Origin of the sequence: Phenylobacterium sp. (assembly GCF_044358365.1) — a bacterium.
In the GTDB taxonomy this organism is placed as follows: domain Bacteria; phylum Pseudomonadota; class Alphaproteobacteria; order Caulobacterales; family Caulobacteraceae; genus Phenylobacterium.
The window spans coordinates 41973-57379 of record NZ_JBIKNZ010000017.1 but is presented as its reverse complement, the minus strand read 5'-3'; the positions used below and the strand labels follow the sequence as shown (position 1 = coordinate 57379).

The window sequence follows — 15407 nt, the reverse complement described above, 5'->3', positions numbered from 1 at the left end:
CTGCGACAACCAGATCAAATCACTCATGACGACGCCTCCATGCGCCGCCAGTGAATCAGACCAACCCCGCCTTGGGAATCATTTCAATGGGTCCTGAGCCTAGCCCAAAGCGTGGGCCTATATGCTGCGGGCGCAGCCGTCGCACTTGGCGCCGGCCGGGTGCTCTATCTGGACGATAGCCCTCAACGGCGCGAGCGGGCGTCGCTGATGAACGCGGAGACAGCGCCCCTTGCGCTGGCCGAGGGTCGACTGGCTAGCGAGCAGTTTGATATTGTCGTGGAAGCGGCCGGAGACGCCGCTGCCCTCGGCTTTGCAATTGAATCCTGCGCAGCGAACGGAATTCTCACCAGCGTCGCCATTCATCTGGGCGCGACGACACCTGTTCCACTCACCCGCGCTTACTACAAGGGTCTGACATTCGCGACCGGTCGCGTTCAGTCCCGCCCCACATTTCCCCACGCCATGGCATGCATCGCCTGCGGTGCGTTCCATCCTGAGAAGGTCACTCATCGGATTGTGAGCATCAACGACGCAATCGAGGCCATGACGGATCCTGGTCCGAAAGTGGTCTTTCGATGTGAACCCGTGAATGCTCCCGATTGAAACGGGATAGACCTTGCGACCCAAGGTCATTCGCCTACTCTGTCGACATGGGTACGAAACCGCCTCCAGCCCTAGCATCGATCAGGGCCTTTGCTGTGGCCGGGCGTCTGCAGAGCATACGCGACGCAGCAATCGAGCTCCACGTCAGCCCCTCGGCGGTCAGCCACCACGTGAGGGCGATGGAGGATTGGCTTGGGGCGCCGCTGTTTGTGCGGTCGGTCCGCCAGATCCGTCTCACCGAGGCGGGACAACGCCTCTCTGACGATCTCAACGTCGCCTTCAAGGGCCTCAACGCCGCCCTGGCCTCGGCGCAGGAGGCGCCCAGGCCGCTGACGATACGAGTCAGCGCATTGCCGCTGTTTACGTCAGTCTGTCTGATCCCCCGTTTGGCCTCTTTCGAAGCGCGATTTCCCGGTGCGGCCATCGAGATCGAGACCAGCAACCGTGTCGTGGACTTCGATAATGACACCGTCGATGTGGCCATCCGAAACATCCGGCAGCCGACACAGGGCCTCACCGCATACAAGCTGATGGACTTGCGCGCCACACCGCTCTGTTCACCCACCCTGGCGGACGACCTCAAGTCGCCAGGTGACCTCAGGCGGGCGACTCTGATTCATATTTCCAGCAGGCCAGACGGCTGGCGTAAGTGGCTGTCGGCCCAGGGCATGGCGGAACTCGAGCCCAGGGGCATTCTTACGGTCGACACGCTCCCTGCAGCGCTAGATCTGGCGACCCATGGCAGAGGCGTGATCCTGGGCCTGGATCCCCTTATCTGGGACGCCGCTCAGATCGACCGGCTGGTCGTTCCGTTCGCGTCGGCGCCGGTCAGCGCGGGAACCTACTTTCTGGTTCATCGCCGACATGATCGCTCCAACGTAGCCATCCAGGCTTTCGTTCGCTGGCTGCGCCAGGAGGTCAAATCCGACGCCGCGCGTTTTGCAAGGCTGAGATCAATCCACGGGAGCCGCATCGCCTCGGGCGCTGAGCCGGCTGGCTCGCAACCATAAGGCGCACCCAGCTCACGATCTCAATCCGGGCGCACATCGATCCCGATGTCGCTCAGCAGACCGTATTGCTGGGAGGCCGTTACCTTCATGCCGAGGAGGCTGCCCAAGACCGTCAGATCCACGCCTGAAAGCTCCCCCTCCCTCAAGTCGGCGCGCGCCAGTTTGCAGCCGGAGATCAGGGCCTGGAACAGGTCACAACCGGTCATGTCGCAACCTTCGAGATCAGCTCCCGTCAGGTCGGCCTCTCGCAGCGACGACCGCGACAGGTCGCAGCCGGGCAGGGACGCGTCTGACAGGTCGGCCAGTTCCAGATTGCAGCTCGTGAACGCGGCGGCCGTCCGCACCACCTTGCCCCCGAACGCCCGGCTGAAGTCGGCCTTGTGGAACCGGGCGCCGCGCAGATTGCAGGCCTCGAACGCGACGCCATAGAGGCTGGACCGGTCCACGTCGGCGAACGACAGGTCGCAGGCCAGAAACCTGGCCTCGTCCAGCCGGGAGAAAGCGAACTGCGGGCCGGAATGGCTGTCCGGGTCGGCGAAATCGCAGTGGTCGAACAGGGCCTCGCGCAGATCCGCATGCGCAAACCGGCAGCGTACGAACCGGCAGCGGGTGAAGCGCGCGTTCTGCAGGATCACCGAAGACAGCCGCGCGTCCATCACCGTGCAGTCGGTCAGGCGGATGTCCGTCAGGTCCCGCTCGGCCCATTCGAAGCCCGAGAGTTCCAGGCCGGAGTAGTGGCCACCACCTTCGAGATCGGGAATCGCCCCTACTCCGCCGGCGTCACCGGCACCAGGATCTCCCCGCCGCCGGCGCGGAACTTCTCCGCCATCTCGGCCATGCCGGTGGCGACGTCGTTCTGGCTGCGGGCCTGATCGCGGATGTCCTGGCTGATCTTCATCGAACAGAACTTGGGGCCGCACATGGAACAGAAGTGGGCGGTCTTGAACGCCTCCTTCGGCAGGCTCTCGTCGTGGTACTCGCGGGCCGTCTCGGGATCGATCCCCAGATTGAACTGATCCTCCCAGCGGAATTCGAAGCGTGCGCGCGAGATCGCATCGTCCCAGGCACGCGCCGTGGGATGCCCCTTGGCCAGGTCGGCCGCGTGTGCCGCCAGCTTGTAGGTCATCACGCCGACCTTCACGTCCTCGCGGTTGGGCAGGCCCAGGTGTTCCTTCGGCGTCACGTAGCAGAGCATGGCCGTACCGAACCAGCCGATCATGGCCGCGCCGATCGCCGAGGTGATGTGGTCGTACCCCGGCGCCACGTCGGTGGTCAGCGGACCCAGGGTGTAGAACGGCGCCTCGCCGCAGACCTTCAGCTGTTTGTCCATATTGGCCTTGATCTTGTGCATCGGCACGTGGCCGGGGCCTTCGATCATCACCTGAACATTATGCTTCCAGGCGATCTGGGTGAGTTCGCCCAGGGTCTCCAGCTCGCCGAACTGGGCCGCATCGTTGGCGTCGGCGATGCAACCCGGACGCAGGCCATCGCCGAGGCTGAAGGACACATCGTAGGCCTTCATGATCTCGCAGATGTCTTCGAAGTGCTCGTAGAGGAAGTTTTCCTTGTGGTGGCTGAGGCACCACTTGGCCATGATCGAGCCACCGCGGCTGACGATGCCGGTAACGCGGGTGGCGGTCAGCGGCACGTAGGCCAGGCGCACCCCGGCGTGAATGGTGAAGTAGTCCACGCCCTGCTCGGCCTGTTCGATCAGGGTGTCGCGGAACACTTCCCAGTTCAGGTCCTCGGCGACGCCGTTCACCTTTTCCAGGGCCTGATAGATCGGTACCGTGCCGATCGGCACCGGGCTGTTACGGACTATCCAGTCGCGGATGTTGTGGATGTTTCGGCCGGTGGACAGGTCCATGACGGTGTCGGCGCCGCAGCGGATCGACCAGACCATCTTGTCCACCTCGTCAGAGACGTGGCTCAGGACCGCCGAATTGCCGATGTTGGCGTTGATCTTTACCAGGAAATTCCGGCCGATGATCATCGGCTCCAGTTCGGTGTGGTTGATGTTGGCCGGGATGATGGCGCGGCCGCGGGCGATCTCGTCGCGCACGAACTCCGGCGTACAGAAGTCCGGGATCTCTGCGCCGAAGTCCTCGCCGTCACGGATGAAGGCGTCGCCCTGCTGGCGGCGCAGGTTCTCGCGGATGGCCACATACTCCATCTCCGGCGTGATAATGCCGCGCCGCGCATACTCCAGCTGGGTGACGTTGGCGCCTGCCCTGGCGCGATAGACCCGGCGAGGCGCATCAAACTGCGGCGCCAGATGCGCGCCCCGGGCGAAGCCGTTGTCCTCGGGCTTCACCGCGCGAGGATTGGCCACCAGCTCCACGTCGCCGCGCGACACCACCCAGGGCTCGCGCGTCTTGTGCAGGCCCTTCTCGATATCGATGGCGGTGGTCGGGTCGGTATAGGGGCCAGAGGGATCGTACAGGGTCAGCGCCGGCTCATTGGCGCTGGGATGGACAGCCACCTCGCGGAACGGCACGCGGATGTCCGGCCAGAGCACACCCGGCTGGTAGACCTTCTTGGACCCCGGGCGCTCGCCCGTGGGGATGCTGCCGGGTTGCAGTTTGCCAATCAGCTTGTTCATGCGCGTGCGGTCCCAAAAGGTGGACGGACCATGGGCGGAGGATCAGGAACGCAATGCACCCTTCCCTTCGCCGGCATGACCCGGATCAGGTTCGACGGGTCGTGGGCTCACCCACCTCTCAGCCGCTCTGGCGCGGCCCCCCGAGGAGAGGAGACAGAGTAACCCTCTTGTCCACGCCTCGCCAGCCGCAAAAGCGAAGACGAAAAGCCTCGACGCGCGTATCATGCTGATGAGGGACCCTATGGAGACACGCTCATGAAACGCTCGATTGTCGCCCTGGCCGCCCTGGCGACCCTGTCTGCCGCCGCCGCCTCTACTGCCGCCTATGCGGCCAAGGACTCCTTGCTGGGCGCCGCGCCCGAGCGCGGAACCGGCTTGCCGTCGGGCCAGTGCCTGCGCAGCCGTGATATCCGCGCCCACACCATCGCCGACAGCAACACCCTGTTGATCAGGGGCGGCGACAAACAGACCTATCGCGTGACGATGGCGGGCGGTTGCCTGGCCGGCGCCACACAGTCGGATCCGATCATCACCCGCAACCCGCCGGGCGCTGACCGCATCTGCAAGCCCATTGACCTGGACATCGGTATCGCGCGCGACGGGTTCGAGACCCGTTGCATCGTTGAGTCTATCGTCCGGCTCAGCCCGGAGCAGGTGGCCATGGTGCCGAAGAAGCTCAGGCCCTGACCAGAGGGGTCAGACCCCGCGCCGGATAACCAGCACCTTGCCCGCGTAGGCGGCTACGTCCACGCGGGCGACGCGCTGTACCTTTCGCCCCGTGGCGCTCATGAACGTCACCTCGACGGTGACCTGCCGGGCGCCGGGCAGGCCGAAATGGACCGGCGTCGCGCCCTGCGAGCCGTAGCCGCCGCCGGTCGAGACCTGTCCCGTACCCAGCAGCTTTCCACCGGCGCCATAGACCCGCACCTCGGCCCCGGCCTGGGTGTAGCGCCCCTTGGCGTCGAGCACGCTCACCTGCAGGCTCTGCCGCGCCTGGCCGGCCGGCAGCAGGTTGCGGAACAGGTAGTGCCCGCCTACCGCCGTGTAGCCCTTGGTCACAGACAGATCGACGTCGCCATCGCGGTCGAAATCGGCCCAGGCCACGCCATGATCGCCGACGTCCAGGGGCCCGCCCTGGATCAACACATTCCGGAAACCCTTGCCGCCCTCATTGTGGAACAGGCTGTTGCGCGGAACCTGCTGGCCGGGCGGTCCCGCGTAGGACATCACCGACAGATCGGGAAAGCCGTCGTTGTCATAGTCGCCCCAGGCGGCGCCCACGGCCTCATTGTCCAGATCAACGCCCACAGCCGCCGCAGTGTTGGCGAACCGACCGTCGCCTGATCCCCGCCACAGGGTGTTGCGACCATAGTTGGGGACGAAGAGGTCCAGATTTCCGTCGTTGTCATAGTCGCCGACCGCGCAGCCCACCCCGCCCTGATTGCTCTTGCGCCCGGCGTTCTCCATGCCCAGCTGCGGCGCGACATCCACAAAGGCGGTCCCATCATTCCGCCATAGCGAATCGGTCTTGCCCGACTGGTTGGCCAGGAAGAGATCCAGGTCGCCGTCCTTGTCGTAGTCCAGCCAGCATGCGCCGACTGTAGATCGCGCCCCGGTGGGCCCGGCGTCCGCAAACACCTGACTGAACTTGCCGCCATCGTTGCGATAGAGCTTGTTCGGTCCGACCCGGTCTGTGGCGAAAAGGTCGACATCGCCGTCATTATCGTAGTCGACCCAGTTGTTCTGGCGTGAAGCCCGGCCCATCAGCGTCAGGCCGATCCCGTCGGCTACGTTGACGAAAGACTTTCCGGCCTGGTTGCGGAAGACGGCAGTGGGCTTCTCCGGCAGGCTCGACCCCGCCAGCAGATCCAGCCAGCCGTCGCCGTCATAGTCGCCCCAGCTGATCGCCCGGAATTCACCGCCCGACGTCGGCAGGCCCAGGCCTGCGCCTGCGCTGGCCAACACACCGCGCTCATTCCGATAGAGCCTGATCTCGCCGCTCTTCAGCGATACCGCCATGTCGAGGTCGCCATCATTGTCGAAGTCGGCCCAGGCGTTGGACAGGGAGCCCGGCATGGCCAGCAGTTCAGGCTGCACCGGCGCAAACGCCGGCTCTCCGACCGGTGCGGCGGCAACGAGCAGGAGGGCGCAGACCGCCGCGGTCGCCGGGAGAAAGCGCCTGGTCATGTTCGTCTCCTCAGTACGGGGTCGTCGCCTTGAGGTTCTGTTCGACCTCGGCGCGGGTGGTCCAGAGATTGCGGAAGGTCTTCTGCGACAGATGCTCAAGCTGGTCGCTGCGGTGCGGCGAGCCGGGCTGGGTCGAGTTGCCATAGCTCATGAGCCCGACCGCCTTGATCGGCGTCGAGAACTCCACCATCGACATCCAGGTCTCACCGTGAACGGGCGTGCGCTTGCCGTCCTTGAGCGGGCTCCAGGTCATGACGTGGAAGACCCCGAGGTTGCCGAAGCCGCCGTTGCCAGGCAGGTCGACCTTGCCAAGGGCGAACCGCGAGACCTCGCCAAACGGCCGATCAAGGGCGCCGTAACTGGCCCTGGCCTCCGTCGCGGCGGCCTTTAGCATGGCGACGGCCTGGTCCGGATCCTTAAGGCCATAGGGCGTGTCGATGGGTCGGGCGGCGTCCCAGCGGACCTTGTAGTTGGCGTCGCTGATATAGTTAGGCCCGGCGAACCTGCGCGCCCAGGCCTCGAACAGCAGGGCGCCCCGGGCATCGGCGTTGACCGTGCGGTCCCAGGCCTTGAGGACGGTGACGGCGGCCTGGACGTCGGGGTCGGCGCTTGCGGCCGCCGCAGCGAGCAGATCGTCCAGCACCCGGTCGGTCATCAACACATGACTGGTCAGCTTACGGACCACGAAGTCGTCGAAGGTGATCTTCGGCGGATCGGCCATCAGGTGCGACGCCTGCTGGGCGCGGAGCGACATCGGTCCGTTGTTGGCCATGTAGGCCGGGTAGTCCTTTGCCTGGATCGTCTGCGGATAGGTCGCCACCCAAGGCGGGTCATTGGAGTTCTGCACATAGCCGCTGGGCGGATCGATGACCTTGGGCAGCTCGGCGTAGGTATGGGTCTCGGTCCACAGCGTCTTCGAGGTGTCGCCGGGGACGAGGCCGCCCCACCTGGCGACATCACCATCCGCATGTTTGGGCAGAATGCCGTTGTAGAGGTACTGGATGTGCCCCTCCCGGTCGCCGTAGACGATGTTGAACGAAGGCACCTGCAGCCGGTTCATGATCGCCTGGTAATCGGCGAAGCTCTTCGACTTGCCCATGTCCCAGTACTGGCGAAGCCCGCCCGGACGATCGAGACCTGCCACACGCAGGGCCACCGCCTTGCCGTCGGCGCGGGTGAACACCGGGCCGTGCACCGAGGATCGCAACTCCAGGGTCTCGGTCTTGAGGGACCCATCCGCCTGCCGGACCTTGAACGTGGTCGTCGAGGTCGTAAACGGGCGCACCTTGCCATCGTAGAGATAGCCGCCGTCAGCCAGCTTCAGCTCGTAGTTGGTGGCGCCCAGGATGCCGTTGACGGTGTTGGTGAAGCCCATCCGCTCGTTGAACATGAAGCGCAGCACCGGCAGGCCCACCTGGGTGGCGCCGTACATCTTGATGCCGGGTCCGTTGAGGTCGGCCTCGAAATAGGTGAGCTGGCTGGGCGCCCAGGGCAGGTGCGGGTTGGCCAGCAGCAGGGTGTTTCCGCTGGCCGATTTCTTCGGCGCAACCGCCCAGGCGTTTGAGCCCGCGTCGGCGTTGCCCATGGTGCGCGCCTGAGGCGCCACATAGACATAGTTCATCAGGCGGTGGCCGTGGGCCATGACATCGACGCCGGTGATCGGAAAGACCTGCCGCACCGAAGGATCCAGCGCCTCGGGGTGAGCCTTGGCATAGGCGTTCATGCCCGCCGCGAAGGCATCCAGATTGGCCCGGAAGCTGGCCGGCTCCTTGGCGTACCAGGCCCTGGCCCGTTCGTAGATTCCGTTGGCGAGAACCCACTTGTCAGACTCAATCTCCGAGGCGCCCCAGTACTCGGCAGCCCGACCCCGGGCCTGACCGTACAGCTTGACCACAACGTCGCCGTGGTTCTGCGCGGTGGCGTAGCCGAAGCCGAAGAAGACACCGGCCTCGTCCTTTCCGTAGACATGCGGCACGCCGTAGCTGTCCCACAGGATCTCACCGCGCGGCCCGGGAGCTGCACCCGCCGTACCTCCCAGAGCCAGCAGGATCATGGCCGCCAGGGCCGCGAACATTGTCGAAATCGCCCGGCTCATGATCCCTGCTCCCTCAAATCCCGATCAGAAATCCCACTGCACCCGGGCGTAGTAGGACCCGCCTGTGAAGCCGATCGGCGAGGTGCCGGGGTACTGCCCGGCGCCAAGGTTAGCATTGAAGATACCGACCGCGTCCGGATAGTTGTTGAACAGATTGTTCGAACCCACCGCGAACGTCACCTTGTCACGGAATTTGTAGCTGACCTCCAGGTCCGTGATCCATTCAGCGCCATAGCTGCGGTCGTTTGCCGCAAGATTCTGCCTCACGGTGTACTTGCCGAAGCGGGTCTGACGCAGATTCACGCTCACATCATTCCAGGTCCAGGCGGCGCTCAGCGCGATCTTGTCCTTGGGGATCGCCGTGGTCAGGTTGCCCTGGCTCAACCGGTCGAACAGCACGAACGTCGGGCCCAGCGCGCTCAGCTGCGGCGGGTTGGCGATGATGCTGCGGATCTCGGTTTCATTGTGGTTGTAGCCGGCCGAGGCCCGAAGCGCGCCCCAGTCGCCCAGGTCCTTCTTCCAGATCGCCACGATGTCGATCCCGTCCGTCCGGGTATCGATGGCGTTGGTATAGTACTGGCCGCTGAGCGAGCCTGGCAGGCCATTGGCCACCAGGATCGCCGACACCGCAGCGCCGGTCAGGGTGCTGGTGATGGCGATGCGTTTGTCGATATCAATGCGGTAGGCGTCCACCGTGATCGCCAGGTCCGGCATCGGCTCCAGCGTGAAGCCCAGGCTGATGTTGGTGGACTCCTCGGGCGTGAGCGGCTGTGCGCCAAGCGCGCGAGCCTCACGCGAGCCTACCGGCAGGGTCTTGATCTGCAGCAGGTCCAGCACCCCGCTCACCAGCCGGAACTGGCTGGACGAGGCCGCATAGTTCTGCTGGGCCAGCCCCGGTGCGCGGAACCCGGTGGAGACCGCGCCACGGACCGCCAGCCAGTCAGTGACCTCGAAGCGGCCGTTGACCTTGCCCACCAGGGTATCCCCGGAGGCGTCACTGTAATCCTCGTAGCGGACTGCCGCACCCAGGAAGAGCCGCTCCGTCGGCGACCACCCCAGTTCGCCATAGGCCGCGTAGTTGTTGCGCGACGAGGAACTGGCGTCCGACGGCTGGAAACCGGGCGTCGCCTGGGCGCCGGTGGCGGGACGCTGCCCGGCGAACGGCTGGCCCGCCGGGATCACATAGAGACCGGCCTGATAGCTGGCCAATTCACCGGCTTCGACCCGGTAGGTCTCGCGCCTGTGCTGCGCACCGAGCGAAACCTGCAGATTTCCGGCGCTCTCCAGCTCGAAGGCCCGCGTCAGGTCCAGCGAATTGACCCACTCCGTTGAGCGCAGGGCGCCGACGTAGAACACCGTTGGACTGCTCGGGCCCAGGCTGGCGTTGATCGTATTCGAAGTGTTTTCGGTGGCGCGGTTGTAGCCGAGGGTGGAGGAGATATCCCAGTCCCAGCCGCCAGCCTTGCCGCGGACGCCAGCGGCGAACTCATAGTCCCGCTCGCGGATCACCAGATTGGGCCGGAAGCCCTCCGGGTAAATCTGCGGCAGGCTGTTGACGCTGTTGGGCGCGCGGAAGGTGAACGGCAGATCCGACACCCGGCGGCTGACCGTACCGAAGGAATAGAGCTCGGTCTCGTCGTTCAGCGAATAGGTGATGTTATAGCCCGCGTTCGTGCCGATCTGCGGCAGCACGCCGGAGTTCAGGGTGATCAGCCGGTCGACCGTCAGTTCGCGCGGATCCGGCAGGCCTGACGGGATCAGGCGCGGATAGATCTGGATGTTCGGCGCCACGGGACTAGCCCGGTTCGACAGGAGCTGGCTCTTGTGACTGGCGAAGACATTCAGTTGCGCCTTGTCGCCAAGAGCCCAGCCGTAGGTGCCGTTGAGCTGCCAGAGCTCACCGTCGCTGCGGTCGAAGTTCTGGCCCCAGCTCGTACCGATATAGCCGCCGTCGCCCTCTTTGAGGATTATGTTGATGACCCCGGCGATGGCGTCGGAGCCATACTGGGCGGCGGCCCCGTCGCGCAGCACCTCGATGCGGCCGATCGCCGACGTGGGGATCAGGTCGAGGTCGGCGGGCACCGAACCGTTGTAGAGCGAGGACACCGAATTGATCAGCGAGGTCTTGTGGCGGCGCTTGCCGTTCACCAGCACCAGGGTCTGATCGGGATTCAACCCGCGCAGGCCGCCGGTCGAAATCACGGTCGAGATCCCGCCCCCGGCGCGCGCCGGCAGGTTGAACGAGGGCACCAGGGTCTGCAGCGAGGCGAACGCGCCGGCGCGCCCGGTCTTTTCCAGTTCCGCCCCGTTCAGCACATCAATGGGCGTCGGACTGTCGATTACGGTTCGCGGCGCGCCGCGCGTGCCGGTGACCACCAGTTCCTGAACATCCGTGGTCTGGGCAGCGGCGGCGCCGGCGGTCGCGGCAAGGATCGCGCTGATGGCTGCCGAATGCGCAATCCTGCGCCGAGAATTCTTCATGGATCTCCCCCAATTTGCGTCTGTACCGTTGGCATAACAGTAATGTGTCAGACATCTCACCGAATACCTGATCCGACACATTACGAGAAAAACTGTCATAATGCCCAGCTTGCGGGCAGACGCAGGCGTGATACGCCGGGCATATGCATTTTTCTCGCTTCAATCCCGTCCGGTTCGCCCACCTGCCAACCCCGTTCGAGCCGCTGCCCGGCCTTACCGAGCAGCTGACCCGGGAGGACGGGAGCGGACCCACTCTCTGGATCAAGCGCGATGACTGCACCGGCCTGGCCGGTGGCGGCAACAAGACCCGCAAGCTGGAGTACCTGTTGGGCGATGCGCTGGCCCAGGATGCAGACACCCTGGTGACCCAGGGGGCCATCCAGTCGAACCATGTACGCCAGACGGCCGCCGCCGCCGCGATATTCGGCCTGAAGTGCGAGATCATTCTGGAGGCCCGTACCGGTTCCAACGCCGTCGATTACAACCGCTCGGGCAATGTGCTGCTGGACGAGTTGCTGGGCGCACGACACCGCACGGTGGCCGGCGGCTCGGACATGAACGCTGAACTGGCCCGGGTGGCCGCAGAGGTCTCGGCGGCCGGAGGCCGGCCCTATGTCATTCCCGGCGGCGGATCCAACGCCATCGGGGCGCTGGGCTACGCGGAGTGCGCGCTGGAGCTGGTGACCCAGGCCAATGAAATGGGCCTCGAGATCGACCGCATCGTCACCGCCACCGGCAGCGCAGGCACTCATGCCGGGCTCGTCGCCGGGCTGGCGGTGATGGGGGCGGATATTCCCGTGCTGGGCATTGGCGTGCGCGCGCCCAAGGACGTTCAGGAGGCCAACGTCTTCCGCCTTGCTCAGGAGACGGCCGGCTTGTTTGGCCACGCCGAGCGGGTGACCCGGGACATGGTGGTGGCAGACTGTGACTACGTGGGCGCAGGCTATGGCCTGATCGACAGCGCCGTGATCGACGCGCTCAAGACCATCGCGCGTTCCGACGCCATCCTGCTGGACCCGGTCTATACCGGCAAAGCGATGAAGGGTCTGATCGCCCTGGCGACGGCCGGCAAGTTTGACGGCGAGACCGTCGTCTTCCTGCACACTGGCGGCGCCCAGGGCCTGTTCGCCTATCAATCCGAAATGGAGGGCCAGCTATGACCAAGCTCATCCTGGGCGTGCTGGGCGGGATGGGTCCGGCGGCCACGCTTGAGTTCCTCACCCGGGTGCAAGCCTACACCCCCGCCAAAAAGGACCAGGACCACATCCGGGTGATCGCAGACATCAACCCGGAGGCGCCCGACCGCAATGTACCGGGAACGCAGGCCGGCGTGGTGCTGGCCGAGATGGCCGGCGGATTACAGGGCGCCGGCGCCCAGGTGCTGGCCATACCGTGCAATACTGCCCACGCCCATGCCAGCCTGATCCAGCGCGCCTGTGGCCTGCCGCTGATCGACATGATCGACCTGGGCGCCGAAGCCGCCCAACGCTCCGGCGCCATGCGGGCCGGGGTTCTAGGGACGAAGGGCGCACTGAAGCTCTACCGCGAATACCTCGCCGCCCGCGCCATGGGCCTGGTCACCCTGCCGCAGGACAGCCAGGACGCCTTCATGGAGACGATCTACCGCATCAAGGCAGGTGACCGGAGCGAGGAAGTCCGTCTGGAGATGCAGGGCTACGCCGCCGAACTGAAAGGCCTCGGAGCCGACATCCTGATCGCCGGCTGCACGGAAGCGCCGCTGGTGATGTCGAAGGGCGACACACGTCTGGAGATGATTGATCCTGGCGATTTGCTGGCCCGCCGCGCGGTTGGCGTCTGCATGGGTTGGGACCCGCTGCCGCTCAGGCAATCCTGACCGCTCTCCCGGAGCAGAGGTAACCTAAAGCCGTCCGGTGCTGAACGTGTCGCAGGCGTCGGGGTCGCCCGATTGTGAGCCCTTGCGGAACCAGCGCATGCGCTGTTCCGAGCTGCCGTGGGTGAAGGCGTCCGGCACGACACGGCCCTGGGCCTTGCGCTGTAGGGTGTCGTCGCCGACTGCAGCCGCGGCGCGCAGACCATCTTCGATATCGGCTGGATCGAGCGACACCTGGCCGCCCGAGACCTCAGCGGCGCGCGCCGCCCACACCCCGGCGTAACAGTCGGCCTGCAGTTCCAGCCGCACCGAGCCGCTTTCGGCTCCTTTGGCGCCCATCTTCTGCGCCTGGTCATTGGCGCCGGTCAGGTTCTGGACGTGGTGGCCGATTTCGTGGGCGATCACATAGGCCCGCGCCGCCTCACCGCCCGCGCCGTACCTGGTTTCCAGCTCCTGCCAGAACGACAGGTCCAGATAGACCTTACGATCCGCCGGGCAGTAGAATGGGCCCATCGCCGACTGTCCTGTGCCACAGCCGGTGCGGGTGGCCTCATCGTAGAGCACCACCGCATCCGGCGGCCGGTAACGCTGTCCAGCCTGCCGGAACACCACCGTCCAGACGTCGTTCACGTTTGCAGAAACCACATCGACAAATCGTCCGGCCTCGTCCGCCGGCGTCCCCCGCACGCCCTCCTGCTGAGCAGGCGGGGCTGCGCCGCCAACGACGCTCAAGGTGGTCGACGGATCGACGCCAAACACGAAGTAGCCGATCAGCGCCAGAACCACGCCGCCGACGCCCACGCCGCCGACGCCGGCCGGGCCCATTCCGCGGCGATCCTCGACCCCGCCGCCGCCACGTCCGCCTCGCCAGCGCATAGGCTAGAAACTCCGACCTACCGGGAGACTCAGCGTCGCCCGACCGTGAAACGCGCCAGTTCCTTTTTTGGCTGCTCCCACTCAGGCTTCAATTCGATTGCCTTCTGATAGTCGAGATATGCCGCCTTGACATTGTCCAGGCCCTCGTAGGCGAGCGCGCGATTGTAGTAGGCCTTCTCCGGCTCCTCCACGCCCAGATCCAGCGCCTTGTTGAGGTCCGTCAGGCCATCGGCGAAACGCCTGGATCCGACCGAGGCGGCGCCGCGGTTCACATAGGCCTCGCCCAGATCCGGCTTGGTCTCGATCGCCCGGTTGAAATCAAACTGGGCAGACGAGAACTCCTTGCGCCGAAGCTTCAGCACACCGCGGTTCACATAGGTGCCGGCGCGGTCGCGGAGACTGAGCAGTTCGCTGTCCAGCGCCATCGTGCAGATGGCCTCGAACTTGGCTTCCGTCTCACCGCCCAGGGCGGCCTTGGAGCAGGCCTGGGCCATGCCGCCGCCAATCACCGTGACGGAGGCCTGGGAGGCTGTGGCGGCGAGCGCAAGGACGGCGGCGGCGATAAGGGGTATCTTGAACATGATGTCGGCTCCGGAAATCGGACGGGGCGCGGACGGCCCGCGCGGCCTACTGACGGGGAGAGTCCGCCCGTATCACCCCGCTGTCAATTCTCGACGGCGCGGAAGCGGCGCAGTTCCCGGTGCAGGATGTAGACCCCGCTGCCGGCCACGATCACCGCGCCGACCAGGGTCAGGGGATGCGGCAGCTCGCCCCAGATCACCAGGCCCAGTCCAGCGGCCCATACCAGTTGAGTATAGTCGAATGGCGCAATCACCCCGACAGGCGCATTTCGCAACGCCTCGGTCAGCAACAACTGGCCTACGCCGCCGACGAGCCCGGCAAGGACCAGCATAGCCATGGTCAATGGATCAGGCGTCACCCAGTGGAACGCCGAGCCTGCCAGCCCCAGCACCACACCGCCAACGGTGAAGTAGAAGACGATCGTCGGGCCCCGTTCGGTGTCGGCGATCTGGCGGATGGCGACCATGGCGCCTGCGGCCCCAAGCGCGCTCAGAATGCCCAGCGTCACCCCCGGCACATTCAGGTGGCCAGGTATCGGGTTCGCCATGATCAGAACGCCGATGAATCCCACCACCACGGCCGCCCAGCGGTGCCGGCCAACCGCCTCACGGAGCAGGAGCGCGGACAGGGCCGTCATGAACAGCGGAGAGGTGAACTGCAGCGCCGTGGCTTCGGTAAGCGGCAGGTGCTGAACGGCGGAAAACCCGCAGACCATCCCGGTCAGCCCGACCACCGAGCGGGTCAGATGCCCAAGCGGCCGCCGGGTCTTCAGCACCTCGAACCCCGTCGTGCGCCAGATGTAGAGGCCCAGTGGAATGAAGGCGAAGAGGTTGCGGAAAAGGATGATCTCGAACACCGGGATCCCGCGCGACCCGGTCCACTTCACCAGCGCCGAGAGACAGGCCAGAAACGCCATGGCGCCCACCCGCAGGGCTATGCCCAGCAGGATCCGCGGCTTCTGGGCATGGCTGACGGCGGGTTCGGTCACATGGCGGCTGTACGTGGCCAGATCGGACGCGTCCAGCGCCACCGGGGCCGGAGTGGCGCCCGGCATCGGGCCTTTACGTCGGCGCGCGGGTCTGGCTTCACTGTCGGCCAAGCCTGAAGCCGGGAGCCGCA

General features: G+C 65.6%; 13 protein-coding genes and 1 riboswitch. Of the genes, 5 read left to right on the top strand and 8 right to left on the bottom strand.

Annotated elements, in window-relative coordinates:
- Positions 1–111 precede the first annotated feature (111 nt).
- Entirely contained in the window at positions 112–603 is a 492-nt protein-coding gene (locus tag ACIQ3B_RS07085; protein ID WP_397401020.1) for a zinc-binding dehydrogenase, read from the top strand.
- Between the two features lie 47 nt (positions 604–650).
- Positions 651–1613: a LysR substrate-binding domain-containing protein gene (locus ACIQ3B_RS07080; protein ID WP_397401018.1), complete on the top strand. Its 963-nt coding sequence runs from the start codon at positions 651–653 to the stop codon at positions 1611–1613.
- Positions 1614–1633: 20 nt separating this feature from the next.
- On the opposite strand, the gene ACIQ3B_RS07075 is transcribed toward ACIQ3B_RS07080, so the two are convergent.
- Together ACIQ3B_RS07075 and thiC are read right to left on the bottom strand one after the other, a co-directional pair.
- Entirely contained in the window at positions 1634–2338 is a 705-nt protein-coding gene (locus ACIQ3B_RS07075; RefSeq protein ID WP_397401022.1) for a pentapeptide repeat-containing protein, read from the bottom strand.
- Between the two features lie 41 nt (positions 2339–2379).
- A complete protein-coding gene (gene thiC / locus ACIQ3B_RS07070) occupies positions 2380–4215 on the bottom strand; it encodes a phosphomethylpyrimidine synthase ThiC (protein WP_397401016.1) in 1836 nt (611 codons plus the stop codon).
- 45 nt (positions 4216–4260) lie between these two features.
- Positions 4261–4368, bottom strand: a riboswitch (TPP riboswitch).
- A gap of 102 nt (positions 4369–4470) precedes the next feature.
- Here thiC and ACIQ3B_RS07065 point away from each other — a divergent pair.
- Positions 4471–4902, top strand: a complete 432-nt coding sequence (locus ACIQ3B_RS07065; RefSeq protein WP_397401014.1) for a DUF6491 family protein — start codon at positions 4471–4473, stop codon at positions 4900–4902.
- 9 nt (positions 4903–4911) lie between these two features.
- Here the strand turns inward: ACIQ3B_RS07065 and ACIQ3B_RS07060 are convergent, their stop codons facing one another.
- The 3 genes from ACIQ3B_RS07060 to ACIQ3B_RS07050 are packed head-to-tail and all read right to left on the bottom strand — an operon-like array spanning position 4912 to position 10978.
- Positions 4912–6402 carry a CRTAC1 family protein gene (locus tag ACIQ3B_RS07060; RefSeq protein WP_397401012.1) on the bottom strand — a complete coding sequence of 497 codons (1491 nt, stop codon included), beginning with the start codon at positions 6400–6402 and terminating at the stop codon, positions 4912–4914.
- 10 nt (positions 6403–6412) lie between these two features.
- The gene (locus tag ACIQ3B_RS07055) at positions 6413–8497 is read right to left on the bottom strand and encodes a penicillin acylase family protein (RefSeq protein WP_397401010.1); all 2085 of its coding nucleotides are present in this window, start codon (positions 8495–8497) and stop codon (positions 6413–6415) included.
- Positions 8498–8521: 24 nt separating this feature from the next.
- Positions 8522–10978, bottom strand: a complete 2457-nt coding sequence (locus ACIQ3B_RS07050) for a TonB-dependent receptor plug domain-containing protein (protein WP_397401008.1) — start codon at positions 10976–10978, stop codon at positions 8522–8524.
- A gap of 143 nt (positions 10979–11121) precedes the next feature.
- Between ACIQ3B_RS07050 and ACIQ3B_RS07045 the strand changes: the two genes are divergently transcribed.
- Both ACIQ3B_RS07045 and ACIQ3B_RS07040 read left to right on the top strand, forming a co-directional pair.
- Positions 11122–12138, top strand: a complete 1017-nt coding sequence (locus ACIQ3B_RS07045) for a D-cysteine desulfhydrase (protein WP_397401006.1) — start codon at positions 11122–11124, stop codon at positions 12136–12138.
- The gene (locus tag ACIQ3B_RS07040) at positions 12135–12833 is read left to right on the top strand and encodes an aspartate/glutamate racemase family protein (RefSeq protein WP_397401004.1); all 699 of its coding nucleotides are present in this window, start codon (positions 12135–12137) and stop codon (positions 12831–12833) included. Before ACIQ3B_RS07045 ends, ACIQ3B_RS07040 begins: the two co-directional genes overlap by 4 nt.
- 24 nt (positions 12834–12857) lie before the next feature.
- Here the strand turns inward: ACIQ3B_RS07040 and ACIQ3B_RS07035 are convergent, their stop codons facing one another.
- From ACIQ3B_RS07035 to ACIQ3B_RS07025, 3 genes are all read right to left on the bottom strand, one after another.
- Positions 12858–13706 (bottom strand): neutral zinc metallopeptidase, encoded by an 849-nt coding sequence (locus tag ACIQ3B_RS07035; protein ID WP_397401002.1) that lies wholly within the window; start codon positions 13704–13706, stop codon positions 12858–12860.
- 29 nt (positions 13707–13735) lie between these two features.
- On the bottom strand, positions 13736–14287 hold the full coding sequence (locus ACIQ3B_RS07030) for a tetratricopeptide repeat protein (RefSeq protein WP_397401000.1): 552 nt from the start codon (positions 14285–14287) through the stop codon (positions 13736–13738).
- Positions 14288–14370: 83 nt separating this feature from the next.
- Positions 14371–15342 carry a DMT family transporter gene (locus ACIQ3B_RS07025; RefSeq protein WP_397400998.1) on the bottom strand — a complete coding sequence of 324 codons (972 nt, stop codon included), beginning with the start codon at positions 15340–15342 and terminating at the stop codon, positions 14371–14373.
- Positions 15343–15407: the final 65 nt, after the last annotated feature.

Coding starts and splice junctions, on each gene's coding strand:
- ACIQ3B_RS07080 (WP_397401018.1), top strand. CDS start 651: ATGGGTACGAAACCGCCTCCAGCCCTAGCATCGATCAGGGCCTTTGCT.
- ACIQ3B_RS07035 (WP_397401002.1), bottom strand. CDS start 13,706: ATGCGCTGGCGAGGCGGACGTGGCGGCGGCGGGGTCGAGGATCGCCGC.
- ACIQ3B_RS07050 (WP_397401008.1), bottom strand. CDS start 10,978: ATGAAGAATTCTCGGCGCAGGATTGCGCATTCGGCAGCCATCAGCGCG.
- ACIQ3B_RS07045 (WP_397401006.1), top strand. CDS start 11,122: ATGCATTTTTCTCGCTTCAATCCCGTCCGGTTCGCCCACCTGCCAACC.
- ACIQ3B_RS07040 (WP_397401004.1), top strand. CDS start 12,135: ATGACCAAGCTCATCCTGGGCGTGCTGGGCGGGATGGGTCCGGCGGCC.
- ACIQ3B_RS07055 (WP_397401010.1), bottom strand. CDS start 8,497: ATGAGCCGGGCGATTTCGACAATGTTCGCGGCCCTGGCGGCCATGATC.
- ACIQ3B_RS07060 (WP_397401012.1), bottom strand. CDS start 6,402: ATGACCAGGCGCTTTCTCCCGGCGACCGCGGCGGTCTGCGCCCTCCTG.
- thiC (WP_397401016.1), bottom strand. CDS start 4,215: ATGAACAAGCTGATTGGCAAACTGCAACCCGGCAGCATCCCCACGGGC.
- ACIQ3B_RS07025 (WP_397400998.1), bottom strand. CDS start 15,342: ATGCCGGGCGCCACTCCGGCCCCGGTGGCGCTGGACGCGTCCGATCTG.
- ACIQ3B_RS07065 (WP_397401014.1), top strand. CDS start 4,471: ATGAAACGCTCGATTGTCGCCCTGGCCGCCCTGGCGACCCTGTCTGCC.
- ACIQ3B_RS07030 (WP_397401000.1), bottom strand. CDS start 14,287: ATGTTCAAGATACCCCTTATCGCCGCCGCCGTCCTTGCGCTCGCCGCC.